This window comes from Geosporobacter subterraneus DSM 17957 (assembly GCF_900142145.1).
Classification (GTDB): domain Bacteria; phylum Bacillota; class Clostridia; order Peptostreptococcales; family Thermotaleaceae; genus Geosporobacter; species Geosporobacter subterraneus.
Genome location: NZ_FQZV01000006.1, coordinates 81,400 through 94,857, shown reverse-complemented (window position 1 = coordinate 94,857; position 13,458 = coordinate 81,400). Strand labels below are relative to the sequence as shown.

Here is a 13,458-nt window from a genome sequence, read left to right as displayed (position 1 = left end):
CATGAATAAGAAAAAATTATTAGCTTTGATCGCAAAGAAGAATGAGAGAAAGCAATCCCTTGTAAATCAAGGTAACACCTGTGAAGATGTGGCAACATTGAGGTCAATCAATGCGGAATTGGATACATTGAATGAAGAAATCAGAAACCTGCAGGAAATGGCTGACGCTATGCCAGACGATCCTGAAGGAGACGAGACAAACCTTAGAACTGCAGCTGTAAATGGAGATATTCCTGGAGTTGTAGTATCTGGGGCGCAATCTCAACAACAGCGAAAAGCTCAGGATGAAGAAGGTATAGAATACAGAAAAGCCTTCATGGAGTATGTATTAAGAGGAACACCAATCCCAGCAGAACTGAGAGTAGATGCAAACACATTGACTACTGATGTAGGCAGTGCAATCCCTACAGTGCTAGTAAACCGCATCATCGAAAAGATGGAAACTATAGGGATGATTCTTCCAAGAGTTACGCGTACCAACTATGCTGCAGGGGTAAATATTCCTACTTCAACTGTTAAGCCTGTTGCTACATGGGTAGCTGAAGGAGCAGGAAGTGATCGTCAAAAGAAAACTACTGGTGTAATCACTTTCTCAAAACACAAACTGCGCTGCGAAATCTCCATGTCTATGGAAGTCGGAACCATGGCAATCAGTGCATTTGAAGCAGCATTTGTTCGCCAGGTATCTGAGGCAATGGTGAAGGCCAAAGAGGAAGCAATCCTAACTGGAAATGGATCTACTCAGCCAAAAGGTATTTTAACTGAAACTCCAGTTGAAGGGCAAGCATTGACACCTGCAGCATTAAACTATCAAGCATTAGTCGATGCTGAGGCGGCGCTACCACAGGCTTATGAATCTGGAGCTGTATGGGCTATGAGCAAAAAGACCTTTATGGGGTTCGTGGGAATGGTTGACGACAATAAGCAGCCTATAGCTCGTGTCAATTACGGTATTAATGGAGCTCCAGAAAGAACATTACTGGGCCGCCAAGTTGTCTTGACAGGGGATTATCTGCCAAGCTATAGCGCTTCACTTGAAGCAGGTACCATATATGCATTCCTGTTTAACTTCTCAGATTATGTCCTTAACACCGTCTATGATATGGGCATCCAGAGAAAGCAGGATTGGGATACAGAGGACTTATTGACTAAAGCTGTTATGAGTGTTGACGGTAAGGTAGTCGATAAGAACTCCTTAGTCACTCTTGCGATTCCAACGCAGGGATAGGAGGCTAGAACATGGCACTCCTTGACGATGTAAAAAGGCGGCTTGGAGTGTTCTACTCTGATCCGCAAAAAGATAATGATATTCAAAGTATGATCGATGGAGCAACAGCATATTTCAAGGGTGCGGGGTGGGATATTTCCACCCCTGATCCTTTGGCCTTAGAGGCTGTTGTATTATACTGCAAAATGGCACAAAGCACTGACCCGGCACAATTAGTAAACCATCCTGTACTCATCTCATTCATTACACAGGGGAGGGCTTCAAATGTTGAAATTCAACCCGACAACACCGATTGAGTTTTGGTCTAAAGGTACCACATATATCCCGGGGCAGGGTCAGACGACTACATGGGCAAAAATTGAAACTGATGGACACAGCATTTTTTACGGCGAGTGGCGTGGAGGTTTTGGAGAAAGGGCAATATCTGCACAAGCCTTAGGCGTTAATGATATGGCAACGGTCAGAACCTTCTATAATCCGGTTATCTATAATAAGCTCAGGACAGTGCAGGTGGTCATTATCAAAAACGCTGACAGTACAGCCATTAAAGATGGAATACCGGATAAAAATAATCCAAACTGTTATGAATTATGGGGCGGGGTGGACAATGTATCTGATGAAAACCAATACATTGAATTCAGGGTAAGGAGGTATGAAAGGAAATGATTGATATTCGTGGCTTATTACAAACCTCCCTTGATACTGCCCTATATCCAGAAGGTATATTCTCATATTGGAACCGAAAAGCAGAGACAACGGGAGGGAATCCTGATGAATATATTGTTTATACTCTTGCTGGAGATTCTTCTGAGATTCATGCAGACGACAATCCTCTAGTGAAAGCTGCAAGTACCACTGTGAGGTACTACTACCGGGATACATTACTTGATACTCACACAGGACGGCAGCGTATTAAACAGCACGAGGATTTGATTACATCGGCACTAAAAGCAGCAGGCTTTAGCATACCAAATGGGTCATTTGATGCAGGTGACATAGAAAATAATGGCTTTGGTACGATTGTTTACGAATGTGAGTACTGGAGAGTGGTCTAATGACTGACATTAGTGTTAATGCAATACAAGATGAAATCATGAAAATTTTGCGTGAATATGGTGATGTCGTATATATTGCTACAGAAAAAGGCCTAGAAGTCGCAGAAAAAGGACTAATAAAAGAATTGAAATCTGAGAGTCCAAAAGCCTCAGGAGAATTTGCAAAGAATTGGAAGGGCAAGGGTAAGCGGTATTATCTCAGGAGATATGTTGGAAATACAACTACTGTCAAAGGGAAGAAAAGCGATACGATCCCCCTATCCAATATTTTAGAATATAGCACTGAATCTAAACATCAAGGCTTTATAAAGAGGACAGTTAATAACAGTGCGGATAAAATAGCTGCCGCAGTAGTTGCAGAGATCAAGAAGGAGGTATAAAGGATGAATAAAGTTAAATATGGGCTTAAAAATGTACATTATGCGATTATAACAGAAAATGCTGGTGCTATAACCTATGGGACCCCCGTAAGGCTTCCAGGTGGGGTTAATTTAGTGGCCAACCCGAAGGGCGAAAAGACAGAGTTTTTCGCCGACGATGTAGCATATTTTGTTGCAAATTCCAATCAGGGATATGAGGGAAGTCTTGAATTGTCGTTAGTCCCAGATCAGTTTAAGAAAGATGTGCTTGGCTGGAAGGAAGATTCAAACGGGGTACTCTTTGAAGACTCCCAGGCTATAGCGAAGAACATAGCATTGCTGTTTGAATTTTCTGGGGATGTGAAAGCTACAAGACATGTCCTATATAACGTAAATGTGGGTAGACCTAGCGTAGAAGGCACAACCAAAGGACAGAATATTGAAGTGAAGACAGAAACCATGGCTATGACTGCATCCCCGGCTCTTGATACCGGATATGTAAAAGCAAAAGCTGAAGCTGGTACTGCTCAATATACAAACTGGTTTAATGCAGTCTACACCTACACGGAGGCGTAATCTATGGAAAGAATATTAACGATTGACGGCAGACAGGTGAAATTTAAGTCTACAGGTGCATTTTTATTGAAGTACAAAGTTCAATTTAATAGAGATGCCATTAAGGATATTTTTAGGCTAGCAGCTGCTATCGACAAGGAGAATAATACGCTAACAGATATTGATGCTTTTGACCTGGAGCTATTCTACAATCTTGTATGGGTTTTGGCGAAAACTGCAGATCCGCAGCTCCCGCCACCTGTGGAATGGCTGGATTCTTTCTCAGAATTCCCGCTAATGGATATCATTCCGGAGATCTCTGACATGATTTTTAGTTGTTTAACCTCAACAGCACCCTTTAAAAAAAAGTGAAAAGTGAGTCCTCCTCCTTTGAGCTTACCACAGAATTATTGATGGTTAGAGCTTTGGAACGGGGACTCTCTTTACGTGATTTCGAAGAACTAACCGTAGGAATGATTATTGGCTATATCGTTACTTATAACAACTGTAATGTAGATGAAGAGGATATAGAAAGGGAAGCAACACAGGCTGACTTTGACAGCTTTTAAGGAGGTGAGACCATGGCAGGAAACATAAAAGGTATTACTATAGAAATCGGGGGCAATACACAAAAACTCCAGGACAGCTTGAAGGGTGTAAATTCAAAGTCCAGAGATTTGCAAAGCGAACTCAGAGAAGTGGATCGGCTGTTGAAGTTGGACCCGAAAAACACAGAACTCCTTGCTCAGAAGCAAAAGCTCTTAGCTGAGGCCGTTGGAAATACAAAAGAAAAGCTTGATACCCTAAAAGAGGCAGAAAAACAAGTCAAAGAACAATTTGAACAGGGAAAAGTAGGGGAAGAGCAATATCGTGCAATACAAAGAGAAGTTATCAAGGCTCAGGAAGAACTTAAAAAACTTGAAGGTAATCTAAATAGCCTAAATGATAAATGGAAAGACGCAGCTGAGAAGATTGGCAATTTTGGCTCCAAGGCAGAGGAATTAGGCAAGAAAGTAACCCCGGTTAGTGCTGCAGCTGGAGCTGTTGGGGCAGGGATGATTGCCATGGCTGTTAAGGCTGGAAAAGCAGCAGATGATATCAATACTCTGTCTAAACAGACTGGTCTTGCCACAGATACCATACAAAAATTTCAGTTGGCCACAGATTTGATCGACGTACCCCTTGAAACTATGACAGGAAGTTTATCGAAACTGACCAGGAATATGTATAGCGCATACAGCGGATCTGATAAGATGCAGGGTGCTTTTAACATACTAGGCGTTTCGATTACCGATGTAAATGGCGATCTTAGAAATAATGAAGAAGTATTTTATGATACCATAGAAGCCCTTGGAAGGCTGCAGAATGAAACTGAACGTGACGCTATTGCAATGCAAATCTTTGGGAAGTCAGCTCAGGATCTTAACCCTTTAATTCTAGGCGGTGCTGATGCGCTTAAGAAGATGGGGGCAGAAGCAGAAGCAGCCGGTTTAATACTATCTCAAGATGCATTAGATGCTGCCAATGCCTTTAATGATGAGATAGATAGCCTAAAGGCCACTGCTGGGGCAACCTTTATGCAGATGGGTGTGCAAATTGGTCAGGCGTTGCTTCCAGCTTTGCAATCACTGGTAGAAGGGGCAAAAAAAGTACTGGAATGGATGCGCGGCCTAGACCAAACTACATTAAAATGGATTATCACTATAGCCGGATTGGTAGCTGCAATAGCTCCAGCGCTCATCATTATTGGCCAAATGGCTACAGGGATTAGTGCTGTGATGAAAGTAGTAACACTTTTAACCCCGGCTATGTCTATATTTGGAACGACCACAGCAGCTGCAGGGGTAACAGCAGGGACTACGGCTGGTAGTGTAGGTGTGTTACAGGGTGCGCTTACTACCCTTACAGGGCCAATCGGAATAGTTATTGCTGCAGTGGCAGCTTTGATTGCCATATTCATATACCTTTGGAACACAAACGAGGATTTTAGAAATAAGGTAATAGAGCTATGGGAAGGATTAAAGAATTTCTTAGTAGCTACTTTGGATTTTATCAAAGAGTATTTTGGATTTGCATGGGAAGCCATATCAAAAGCTTTTAGTGCCTTTGGAAAGCTGTTCAAGGGTGATTTTAAAGGGTTTTTAAATGACATCTTTAATGCTGCTAAGATCTGGGTTACCGGATGGCTTGAAATAGGAAAGAACATAGTAACTGGCATCTGGGAGGGTATCCTAGCCATGAAAGATTGGCTTTTTGATAAAATAGGGGGCTTTTTCGGCGGCATACTGGATAAGGCCAAAGGAGTATTGGGCATCAGTTCTCCATCAAAAGTATTTGCTGAAGTCATAGGCAAAAATATGGCTTTAGGCGTTGGTGTTGGCTTTGAAGAAGCGATGGAAGATGTAAAGGGTGCAGTAGGAGAATCGCTTAGAAGTACCACACAAGAGGTATATAGTGACAATAGGATAACTAACAGCCAGGAAATCAAGGTGACACAGAATATTTACGCTCCTGTTAAGAGTGAAAGAGCTATGCAGAAAGAAAGCGTAAGAAACCTAAGAAAATTAATACCACAGGTATAGAGGAGGTGGCAACTTGAAAAGTACAGATAGATTGATATTTGTAAATGAACTGAAGCAAGAGATTGAGTTGTCATTCTTCTCAGTCTATTTTCTAAAGGACCTAAAAGAAGAGGTTGAGAATGAAATCGTTGATATGAAAGCTGTTGGAAAGGATGGTTATGCATATAACTCTTCTACATTATCAGGTCGGCAGCTCACTATCTCAGGTATGATAAAGATTGGCAGAAACATCGACATGTTAGAGCGGAGATTAAGAACGGTGTTTAATCCCAAGCTTTCTGGGAAGCTGATTTATAGAAGTATTGAAGATGAGAAGGTAATAGATGTAAGGGTAGAATCTGTTATTGAATTCAATAGATCCAAAGGGGTGTCCAGTTTTACCATTGAGCTGATAGCCCATAATCCTTTCTGGAGAGCGGTTGAGAAAACGGAATATTTAGCGCTGCTGAGTGGCAAGCTTACTTTTCCATTGGTTATTCCCCAAGGTACGGGTATCATGTTTGGGCTTAGACAGTCTATTCTGGAGACAGAAATCGAGAATATTGGAGACGTAGAGAGCGGTTTTAGGGTGGTTTTTAAGGCCAAAGGTATCGTAAGTAACCCTGAGATTGAGAACAAGCTCACAGGTGAGAAAATAAAAATCCTGGTGGATATGGAAAAAGGCGATATAGTAGAGGTTGTGAACCAGCCTTTTAAGAAAATGGTATATATTAATGGGGTAAAAGCCTTTAGAAACTTGGATCGCTTAAATTCGAGTTTTTTCAATTTAGAAGTAGGAAAAAACCTTATAGGATACCATGCTGAGGTAAATGCAATAAATCTTGATGTAGTCGTGTATTATGCTCCTTTATATTTAGGCAGGTGATTTGATGAGACTAGAGGTTTTTAAGGATTTTGAACTGGTGGATATGTTATATGAATTTGAAAGTTTTAGAGGTGTTAGGAAATATCGCGGGGCAGGAGATTTTGAATTGGTTCTTAATAACCTGGATTCCATGGACACCTTAGAAATCGGAAATTGTATATTGCTGCATAATGATTGTTATATCATTGAGGATTTTTCAAAGTATAAGAACATGGAAAATAAGCTGAAGCTTGAAATCTCTGGAAGGCATTTGAACAGCCTACTTGATAGAAGGGCTGTCTCACTAGTCACTGTAAATACTGCTCAGACCTATGAAGTGCAGATGTATAGTCTGGTTCAAAATAATTTTATCACTGCAGCAGATCCAAATCGAAGGATCAGCAATTTTGTTAATGCTAGTCTTAAAGGATATAGTCAGATTCCAACTACGCAATACGAGTTGAAAAATATGACTGTCTTAGAGGCATTAACGGAAATGGCCGCCAACGGAAATTTAGGTTTTATGGTTAATTATGATATAGAAAATCAACAATATATATTTGAAATCTATCAAGGGCAAGACAAGACAGAAGATGTATTTTTCAGTGAAGAATTTGGGAACATCTTGGATTCAGAAGTCTACAAAAGAACCAGTGACTCCAAGAACGTGGTGTATCTGAACAATGAAGGAACTCTTACTGCAGTCGGATCAGGCTCAGGCATAAACCGGAAAGAATCTATTATAACCGGCAACGACATAAGCTTTGCCAGAGAAGAACTATATAGAAGAGCTGAAGTGACTTCTGCGGATTGTCAAATAGCACTGACTGAGCAATTTATCTATAGAGAAGATTGGGATCTTGGGGATACTGTAAGCTTTATTGATAAGACTCTAGGGTTTATTGTTGAAAAGCCAATCCTTGAAATTACGGAATATTATACAGACAAACTTGATGTTGAGGTAGTCTTTGGCGATAGAATCCCAACAATGATTGAAAGATTGAAAGGTAGGTGGTAAATATGGCCGAAAAGAGCTTCCCCTTTGATGCAGTTGAGATAGAAGGTATACCGGATAGGGTGTTTTTTGCTGAGGACTTTGCTAGATATTTTCGACAGTTTGTAGGCAATGGAGTGTACCCTAATCCAAGCAGCAACCTTCAGGTGCAAACGCTGAATAACAATATGGTACTGACAGTGAAAAAAGGAGCTGCATTTATTAACGGCTACACTTATGTAAATACAGAGGACTTTGAGATAGCAATCAATACAGCCAATGGAAGTTATAACCGTAAAGATATCATCGTGGTTCAGCTTGATCTGGTGAATAGGGAGATCCTTGTGAAGTATAAAACAGGTGTGGCCAGTGCTAACCCCTTAGCTCCTGCGCTGGTAAGAACATCCGATACCTATGAACTGCAGCTGGCAGAGATATTGGTCAGATCAGGAACACAGGTGATCCTGGATACCGATATCACTGATACGAGGCTGAATGCTTCAAAGTGCGGAATTGTAGCAGGTTTAGTAGTACAGATAGATACAACGACAATTTTTAATTCCTATATGCAAGCCCTAGCCGATGCTCAGGCGGACATAGCTGAGTTTAAGGAAGAATGGATCACAGGAACAATCCAACAGTGGCAGAATTGGTTTGCATCTACAGGGTTAGAGTGGGAGACTTGGTTTACAAATACCAAGGCGCAAATATTCGATGCGGTATATTTTGACTTTGACAACTGGAGGTACAGAGCAGGCCAAACAAGGGGTACCGTGTTCAATCCTGACGGCAGTATTACAGAGACAATATCCAGCACAGTAGGTGGCGCTCTGGTGGCGTCCAAGGTAACAGTATTCAATGCCAACGGCAGCATCACAGAGACGCTGTACCACGCTGAGGAAAATGTGACCGTAACCAAGACAACCGTATTCAACCCAGACGGGACTATAAGCGAGGTGATCGTATAATGGGCTGGCCAGAAGTGAAAATATTAAAGGACCACATAGACAGTAAGATAGGATACGAAGAGTATTACAGCGATAAGCTGCAAATGATTCTGACAGATAAGTGCAAAATTGACGACAATGGTGACGTAATTCTAGGCCCTTCGATTCCTGGTTACACCGTCACGGCGTTCGCACACGACGTGACTACCAACGGTGTTGGACAACAACTATACGGCTCTGTAGTACTGATACAAAGACTCTTATCCACCTTTGATAAAAAAAATGGGATAAGAAAAGTAGAGCAGTATTTTGACACAGCTACTGGAACCCCACCAAGTACATCAGTAACATGTGAGATTTTTAACGTGACCAAGAACAAATCGATAGGTAAGGCGGTTGCGACAGTAGGGTCGACAGCAGGCTTTAAAACGTTTGACTTTTCAGCACAGATTATAGAATATGACCCAACGGATATAGTCGACGTAAGATTTTATATGACTACCGGGACTGGGGATTCTTCAAATTGTGTGAGGATTTATACCACTACAACAACAATATCAAATTCCATAAGACTTAATAGAATAGGGACAGACGACGTGTGGTATCAGCAAACGGCTTTTCACAGGATAAAAATAGAATTTGTAGACAGGACGGGCAAAGTGCTAAAAGGCTCTTTTATGGAGAAATTTGAAGTTGAGAAGGTACAGAAGTTTATAGACTATAAAAAGCAAGTATCTACCCCTTCGAATACGGAAATCAAATCACTGCTAGCTGTAAAAGATAAAATCCCACCTATTGTTCAAGATAGAGTAGTGGGGCAAACATCAGCTGGCATATACGACACTACTGGAAGGATTGCTAAAAGATTCTCTTTTACGGAGGCTAAATTACTAGAAAAAATAGACGTAGTATTGAATGGGCCATCTAACGCGGACTATGTACTAAATGTCGAAGTACAAAAGAGTGACGGGAACAACATCCCAGACGGTGTTCCAATAGGGACAACGGCCAGCTTTAACATGAACGGCCTAGGGTCTGGCTATAAGCTTTTAACATTCTTACTGAATGCTAAGCTAGAAGCTAACCAAGAATACTTTGTAGTGTTCTATCTGACCGATATCGGGGCTTCGATGACTTCATCGCACATAGTAAATTTTGGGTACATCACAGCTACAAGTTATACTGGATTCAGATATTACGGAGGAGCTTCATGGTCTACAATCAGTAATTCAGACTTAGCTTGTATTTTCCACACACAGACTGTTATAGCTGAAATGGCTAATGGCGAAATTGATTTATCAAGTTTAAGCCCTAGAGATAAAGACAGCCTCTATATTTTACATGAGCTAAAAAGAACTTCAGGCAGTGTTGAAAGTCCAAAGTTTCACTATGGCGTACTGGCTTATGTTGGGAAGTCTCAAGCGGCAAAAGCGCTAAATAAAATTCTAGAGCAATTAACACCATAAGAAAGGAGGCGACTAAATGTTTGCTAAAGAAGTGATGAAGATTCTTGAGGAACAAGATAAACAGATCAAAGAGCTGCAAGGTAAAGTGAATTTAATAGGCCAGGTAAATGCAGAGCAGCAAATGGCAATAGAATTGGTCAACCAGAAAATAGATACAATAGGCGGGGCAGTGGCAGAGATTCAGTTAAAACTTGAAATGATGGGAGGAATGTAAGATGAGTCCAAGATTTCCTACGATAAAGAAGTATTATGAATATGGCTGGGTAGATGAAGCTTATCTGACCAGGTGTGTACAGATCAGTTGGATCACTGAGGAAGAAAAAGCATTAATAATGAGTAGTTAATGCAAAGGCACCTGAAAGGGTGTTATTTTATTTGGACGGGAGTGTGATGCAATGCAGGATATACCAGTAAATCCTGAAACTGTAAGGGCTATATCAGAGGGATACCTAAGTTTAGGCATAGTTGGAGGTGCTATGCTTTTTGTTTTGATCATTACGGTTGTAGCTCTAATCATATTCGGGATGCAGATGAAATCAGTATTTACCACGATAGCCGATAAGCTGGAGGGTGTAGGAGCCAGTCTGCAGGAATTTACGAAAGCCCTAATATTGAATACATCTAAAAATGACAGTGATCAGGCAGAGACATTGAGAATGCTTAATCAAATCAATGATACTGCAAATGATATCCGGAAAAAGGTAGTGCGGATCGATGACAGGACTTATGCCTGTTTAGGAAATACCAAAAAAGAGGAGGGAACATCATGAATAAAATAAAAATCAGCGAGAACTTTTCATTACATGAATTTGAATGCAGGGATGGAAGTAACCTTGTAAAGCTGGATGAGGAACTGATAGACAAGCTGCAAAAGCTTAGGGTGTTGGTAGGTAAACCGATCATAGTAAATTCTGGTTATCGAACACCTGAGTATAATGCTAAGATTGGGGGTGCCCCAAAGAGCCAACACATGGAGGGAAAAGCGGCTGATATCAGAGTCACCGGAGTTACACCTGTACAGGTTGCAAAATTAGCCAAGCAAGTAGGTTTTAGAGGTGTCGGGATTTACGACACCTTTACTCATGTAGACGTGAGGGCAACTCCAACAGAGTGGGATTACCGCACAAAGAAATGAGGTGATGATGTGAAACACTATAAAGTCAGTTTGACTGATGTAGTAGAAGTAGATCCGCTATGCCTAAAAATATCTATCCAGGATAAGCCAGGGAATCAAATCAACCTGGCTAATTTTGTGACCAGCGGGTACCAGTATCAATATCCAGATGGGAAACTTGGACCCGTAGGCATCCTGGTCAGCGAAGGAAAAATCATCAGACCAGACGCACCTAGAGGGCCTAAGGGGACATTAATCGTCTACAAAGATGGTAGTGTCGATGTGAAATCAATCGAAGATATCCGAAAGGAAAAAGACGTATGGTTTGCGGTATCTGGCTGCAGCATCCTTCCTAAAATCATGATGAAAGAAGAAGGGTTTACCGGAGCCTTTGCCGACATCGGCAGGATAACAGATAGACCGGTCATTGGGTGGAATCCTGAGAAGAAAAAAATCATCATTGCAGTTAGGCCACAGTCTAATGCTGCAAGGGGACAGCAGACACTTAAAAATCTAGGTTGTACAAAAGGTATCACCCTGGATGCTGGGGGGTCTACGGTACTTAAAGTAGGGGGTAAACTGATCAAATCAACCACAAGACGGTTATACTCGGTTATTACATGGTAAATTGAGAGGAGAGTGTTTTATGGATTTTAGTACATTTATTTTTGATCAAGCGCTTATTTTAATTCCAGCGCTTTACGTGTTGGGAACGATCCTTAAGGAGTGGGATCAAATCAAAGATAACTGGATACCAGCTATATTGCTTATTTTTGGAGTGGCTGGTGCACTGGCTATGATGGGAGTTACCCCGAGATCTACACCTGAGGAAATCGTACAGGCCGTGGTGCAGGGTGTCCTTGTTACTGGGGCAGCTGTCTACACCAATCAGTTAATTAAGCAGCATCAAAAAACGATACCAGATGATGGCAAGGATGAGAATGCAGGGGCTTAGGCTCCTGTTTTTTTTATTTAGTTGTCAAAGTACAATCTATATAAAAGGGGCGCCATATTATCCCCTGTGGCGACGGGTATCCCGCGACTTCCCCGGAGCATTCTGGATCATTGGTTTCGACCTGTGCCCTCCAAGTCATCATCAGGCGGGTTATTTGCATTATCAACTTTACTTTTATATTCTTTTTCGTACCATTCCAAAAATTCTCCAAATAGCTTTTCTTCAGCGATTTTCCTAACTTTTTTTGCTTGCTCGATATCTGAGTATCTCCCAAGATTGTAATGCTTTTGCTTAAAGGTTATTTGAGCTACCCATTTTTTACGTGTCTTGTCCCAACATACACCTTTAACACCGCTTTTATTTACTTTGCTCAAACCGCTTTTTAAAACTGATACACAAGTCCCCTCTACAAATCCTGCTAACTCTTTAAGTTTTGGCCCAATATTTTTATCTAAATCTGCTTTTAAACATCCGCAACTCATCGTAGATCCATCTACCAGTGATGGTCTAATTACCTCTAACTCGTTGCCGCAATCACAAACGCATAGGTAATTAGAGTTTTTACCTTTGATACCTACTTTTTTTAGTACAGTGAGCCTGCCAAATCTTTGGCCAGTTAAATCGTTACTCATTTTTCTCTCCGTCTCTCATCTGATCAATCAAATCTTTAATCTGCTCGTACTCCTCATCTGTCACATAAATTTGTCGTCTTTTTCTTCCTGTTGCTGGCCTTCCAGCTCCTTCCCTGGAGCCACCCCAGGAATGGGTATCGACCACTGCCCAATACCCCAAATCTATAGCCTTATCGATAGCGGCTTTGATTGCTGAGAGTTTGTGGCCTACACCAATAACTATTTTGTCACTATCTTCGCTGTAAGGACTATCGGTGTTATACACATACTGTCTGCCAAGGTTGTCAGTATCAATGATGTAGCCTTTGTAAGTTGTTCTTTTCATGATATTACCTCCTATATATTTTTTATAATCATCATAGCCATTGCTCTTTTGCGGTCATCTGTTGCGTATAATCCGTCAACTACTGCCATTTGCAAAGCTGCCTTGTCGCTTGTGCACGCTGGTCTAATTGTTTCTGCTTTGGCAAGTATGTCAGATATAATTTGATTTACTTCTGTTTGCATCATTTGCACTTGCTCTGGTGTATAAGGTGCCATTAACTTATTTACCGCTGTCTCTAATAATTGTTTCATTTTCATTTCTCCTTTAGCTCGTTGTCTTATCGCAACCGCAGCTTTAATACCTTTATCTTGATTTAAGTATACCAAATTCAAATTTGATTGTCAACACACAAAATCAAAATATTTTAGAAAAATTGAAATTATTTTTCATACATTAATTCGT

The 13,458-nt window shown here is 41.1% G+C and carries 22 protein-coding genes; 19 read left to right on the top strand and 3 right to left on the bottom strand.

The features are described from left to right. The first annotated feature begins 1 nt into the window (after nucleotide 1). The 19 genes from BUB56_RS02595 to BUB56_RS02505 are packed head-to-tail and all read left to right on the top strand — an operon-like array spanning nucleotide 2 to nucleotide 12,099. The gene (locus BUB56_RS02595; RefSeq protein ID WP_110939824.1) at nucleotides 2-1,228 is read left to right on the top strand and encodes a phage major capsid protein; all 1,227 of its coding nucleotides are present in this window, start codon (nucleotides 2-4) and stop codon (nucleotides 1,226-1,228) included. An 11-nt stretch (nucleotides 1,229-1,239) separates the two neighbouring features. Next, nucleotides 1,240-1,524 carry a head-tail connector protein gene (locus BUB56_RS02590; protein ID WP_110939823.1) on the top strand — a complete coding sequence of 95 codons (285 nt, stop codon included), beginning with the start codon at nucleotides 1,240-1,242 and terminating at the stop codon, nucleotides 1,522-1,524. Further along, nucleotides 1,493-1,894: a hypothetical protein gene (locus BUB56_RS02585; RefSeq protein ID WP_110939822.1), complete on the top strand. Its 402-nt coding sequence runs from the start codon at nucleotides 1,493-1,495 to the stop codon at nucleotides 1,892-1,894. Before BUB56_RS02590 ends, BUB56_RS02585 begins: the two co-directional genes overlap by 32 nt. Further along, nucleotides 1,891-2,283: a hypothetical protein gene (locus tag BUB56_RS02580; protein ID WP_110939821.1), complete on the top strand. Its 393-nt coding sequence runs from the start codon at nucleotides 1,891-1,893 to the stop codon at nucleotides 2,281-2,283. The genes BUB56_RS02585 and BUB56_RS02580 overlap by 4 nt, the downstream gene beginning before the upstream one ends. Then, nucleotides 2,283-2,663, top strand: a complete 381-nt coding sequence (locus BUB56_RS02575; protein WP_110939820.1) for a hypothetical protein — start codon at nucleotides 2,283-2,285, stop codon at nucleotides 2,661-2,663. The genes BUB56_RS02580 and BUB56_RS02575 overlap by 1 nt, the downstream gene beginning before the upstream one ends. A 3-nt stretch (nucleotides 2,664-2,666) precedes the next feature. Further along, nucleotides 2,667-3,218 (top strand): major tail protein, encoded by a 552-nt coding sequence (locus BUB56_RS02570; protein WP_110939819.1) that lies wholly within the window; start codon nucleotides 2,667-2,669, stop codon nucleotides 3,216-3,218. A gap of 3 nt (nucleotides 3,219-3,221) precedes the next feature. Further along, nucleotides 3,222-3,569, top strand: a complete 348-nt coding sequence (locus tag BUB56_RS02565; RefSeq protein ID WP_110939818.1) for a hypothetical protein — start codon at nucleotides 3,222-3,224, stop codon at nucleotides 3,567-3,569. 41 nt (nucleotides 3,570-3,610) lie between these two features. Next, nucleotides 3,611-3,766 (top strand): hypothetical protein, encoded by a 156-nt coding sequence (locus BUB56_RS02560; RefSeq protein ID WP_190014105.1) that lies wholly within the window; start codon nucleotides 3,611-3,613, stop codon nucleotides 3,764-3,766. A gap of 12 nt (nucleotides 3,767-3,778) precedes the next feature. Then, entirely contained in the window at nucleotides 3,779-5,779 is a 2,001-nt protein-coding gene (locus BUB56_RS02555; RefSeq protein WP_110939816.1) for a phage tail tape measure protein, read from the top strand. Nucleotides 5,780-5,792: 13 nt separating this feature from the next. Continuing rightward, complete coding sequence (locus tag BUB56_RS02550; RefSeq protein ID WP_110939815.1) at nucleotides 5,793-6,644, top strand: phage distal tail protein; 852 nt, start codon at nucleotides 5,793-5,795, stop codon at nucleotides 6,642-6,644. A 4-nt stretch (nucleotides 6,645-6,648) separates the two neighbouring features. Then, nucleotides 6,649-7,641 carry a siphovirus ReqiPepy6 Gp37-like family protein gene (locus tag BUB56_RS02545; protein ID WP_110939814.1) on the top strand — a complete coding sequence of 331 codons (993 nt, stop codon included), beginning with the start codon at nucleotides 6,649-6,651 and terminating at the stop codon, nucleotides 7,639-7,641. A 2-nt stretch (nucleotides 7,642-7,643) separates the two neighbouring features. After that, entirely contained in the window at nucleotides 7,644-8,585 is a 942-nt protein-coding gene (locus BUB56_RS02540) for a hypothetical protein (protein ID WP_110939813.1), read from the top strand. After that, entirely contained in the window at nucleotides 8,585-10,030 is a 1,446-nt protein-coding gene (locus tag BUB56_RS02535; RefSeq protein WP_110939812.1) for a hypothetical protein, read from the top strand. The genes BUB56_RS02540 and BUB56_RS02535 overlap by 1 nt, the downstream gene beginning before the upstream one ends. Nucleotides 10,031-10,046: 16 nt before the next feature. Continuing rightward, on the top strand, nucleotides 10,047-10,244 hold the full coding sequence (locus BUB56_RS02530) for a hypothetical protein (protein ID WP_110939811.1): 198 nt from the start codon (nucleotides 10,047-10,049) through the stop codon (nucleotides 10,242-10,244). Nucleotide 10,245: 1 nt separating this feature from the next. After that, a complete protein-coding gene (locus tag BUB56_RS02525; protein WP_110939810.1) occupies nucleotides 10,246-10,374 on the top strand; it encodes an XkdX family protein in 129 nt (42 codons plus the stop codon). 51 nt (nucleotides 10,375-10,425) lie between these two features. Further along, nucleotides 10,426-10,800 carry a hypothetical protein gene (locus BUB56_RS02520; protein ID WP_110939809.1) on the top strand — a complete coding sequence of 125 codons (375 nt, stop codon included), beginning with the start codon at nucleotides 10,426-10,428 and terminating at the stop codon, nucleotides 10,798-10,800. Beyond that, nucleotides 10,797-11,165 (top strand): YcbK family protein, encoded by a 369-nt coding sequence (locus BUB56_RS02515; protein ID WP_110939808.1) that lies wholly within the window; start codon nucleotides 10,797-10,799, stop codon nucleotides 11,163-11,165. The genes BUB56_RS02520 and BUB56_RS02515 overlap by 4 nt, the downstream gene beginning before the upstream one ends. Before the next feature lie 9 nt (nucleotides 11,166-11,174). Continuing rightward, complete coding sequence (locus BUB56_RS02510; protein WP_110939807.1) at nucleotides 11,175-11,771, top strand: phosphodiester glycosidase family protein; 597 nt, start codon at nucleotides 11,175-11,177, stop codon at nucleotides 11,769-11,771. 19 nt (nucleotides 11,772-11,790) lie between these two features. Further along, complete coding sequence (locus tag BUB56_RS02505; protein WP_110939806.1) at nucleotides 11,791-12,099, top strand: phage holin family protein; 309 nt, start codon at nucleotides 11,791-11,793, stop codon at nucleotides 12,097-12,099. Between the two features lie 107 nt (nucleotides 12,100-12,206). On the opposite strand, the gene BUB56_RS02500 is transcribed toward BUB56_RS02505, so the two are convergent. From BUB56_RS02500 to BUB56_RS02490, 3 genes are read right to left on the bottom strand one after another with little or no spacing between them, the layout of a single operon-like run. Then, nucleotides 12,207-12,731, bottom strand: coding sequence for an AP2/ERF family transcription factor (locus BUB56_RS02500; RefSeq protein ID WP_110939805.1), 525 nt, complete (start codon nucleotides 12,729-12,731; stop codon nucleotides 12,207-12,209). After that, nucleotides 12,724-13,056, bottom strand: a complete 333-nt coding sequence (locus tag BUB56_RS02495; protein ID WP_110939804.1) for a hypothetical protein — start codon at nucleotides 13,054-13,056, stop codon at nucleotides 12,724-12,726. Before BUB56_RS02495 ends, BUB56_RS02500 begins: the two co-directional genes overlap by 8 nt. Nucleotides 13,057-13,067: 11 nt before the next feature. After that, entirely contained in the window at nucleotides 13,068-13,307 is a 240-nt protein-coding gene (locus BUB56_RS02490; RefSeq protein WP_110939803.1) for a hypothetical protein, read from the bottom strand. Nucleotides 13,308-13,458 lie beyond the last annotated feature (151 nt).

Coding starts and splice junctions, on each gene's coding strand:
- BUB56_RS02555 (WP_110939816.1), top strand. CDS start 3,779: ATGGCAGGAAACATAAAAGGTATTACTATAGAAATCGGGGGCAATACA.
- BUB56_RS02530 (WP_110939811.1), top strand. CDS start 10,047: ATGTTTGCTAAAGAAGTGATGAAGATTCTTGAGGAACAAGATAAACAG.
- BUB56_RS02585 (WP_110939822.1), top strand. CDS start 1,493: ATGTTGAAATTCAACCCGACAACACCGATTGAGTTTTGGTCTAAAGGT.
- BUB56_RS02595 (WP_110939824.1), top strand. CDS start 2: ATGAATAAGAAAAAATTATTAGCTTTGATCGCAAAGAAGAATGAGAGA.
- BUB56_RS02545 (WP_110939814.1), top strand. CDS start 6,649: ATGAGACTAGAGGTTTTTAAGGATTTTGAACTGGTGGATATGTTATAT.
- BUB56_RS02535 (WP_110939812.1), top strand. CDS start 8,585: ATGGGCTGGCCAGAAGTGAAAATATTAAAGGACCACATAGACAGTAAG.
- BUB56_RS02570 (WP_110939819.1), top strand. CDS start 2,667: ATGAATAAAGTTAAATATGGGCTTAAAAATGTACATTATGCGATTATA.
- BUB56_RS02490 (WP_110939803.1), bottom strand. CDS start 13,307: ATGAAACAATTATTAGAGACAGCGGTAAATAAGTTAATGGCACCTTAT.
- BUB56_RS02515 (WP_110939808.1), top strand. CDS start 10,797: ATGAATAAAATAAAAATCAGCGAGAACTTTTCATTACATGAATTTGAA.
- BUB56_RS02520 (WP_110939809.1), top strand. CDS start 10,426: ATGCAGGATATACCAGTAAATCCTGAAACTGTAAGGGCTATATCAGAG.
- BUB56_RS02525 (WP_110939810.1), top strand. CDS start 10,246: ATGAGTCCAAGATTTCCTACGATAAAGAAGTATTATGAATATGGCTGG.
- BUB56_RS02505 (WP_110939806.1), top strand. CDS start 11,791: ATGGATTTTAGTACATTTATTTTTGATCAAGCGCTTATTTTAATTCCA.
- BUB56_RS02565 (WP_110939818.1), top strand. CDS start 3,222: ATGGAAAGAATATTAACGATTGACGGCAGACAGGTGAAATTTAAGTCT.
- BUB56_RS02590 (WP_110939823.1), top strand. CDS start 1,240: ATGGCACTCCTTGACGATGTAAAAAGGCGGCTTGGAGTGTTCTACTCT.
- BUB56_RS02540 (WP_110939813.1), top strand. CDS start 7,644: ATGGCCGAAAAGAGCTTCCCCTTTGATGCAGTTGAGATAGAAGGTATA.
- BUB56_RS02560 (WP_190014105.1), top strand. CDS start 3,611: ATGGTTAGAGCTTTGGAACGGGGACTCTCTTTACGTGATTTCGAAGAA.
- BUB56_RS02500 (WP_110939805.1), bottom strand. CDS start 12,731: ATGAGTAACGATTTAACTGGCCAAAGATTTGGCAGGCTCACTGTACTA.
- BUB56_RS02575 (WP_110939820.1), top strand. CDS start 2,283: ATGACTGACATTAGTGTTAATGCAATACAAGATGAAATCATGAAAATT.
- BUB56_RS02495 (WP_110939804.1), bottom strand. CDS start 13,056: ATGAAAAGAACAACTTACAAAGGCTACATCATTGATACTGACAACCTT.
- BUB56_RS02580 (WP_110939821.1), top strand. CDS start 1,891: ATGATTGATATTCGTGGCTTATTACAAACCTCCCTTGATACTGCCCTA.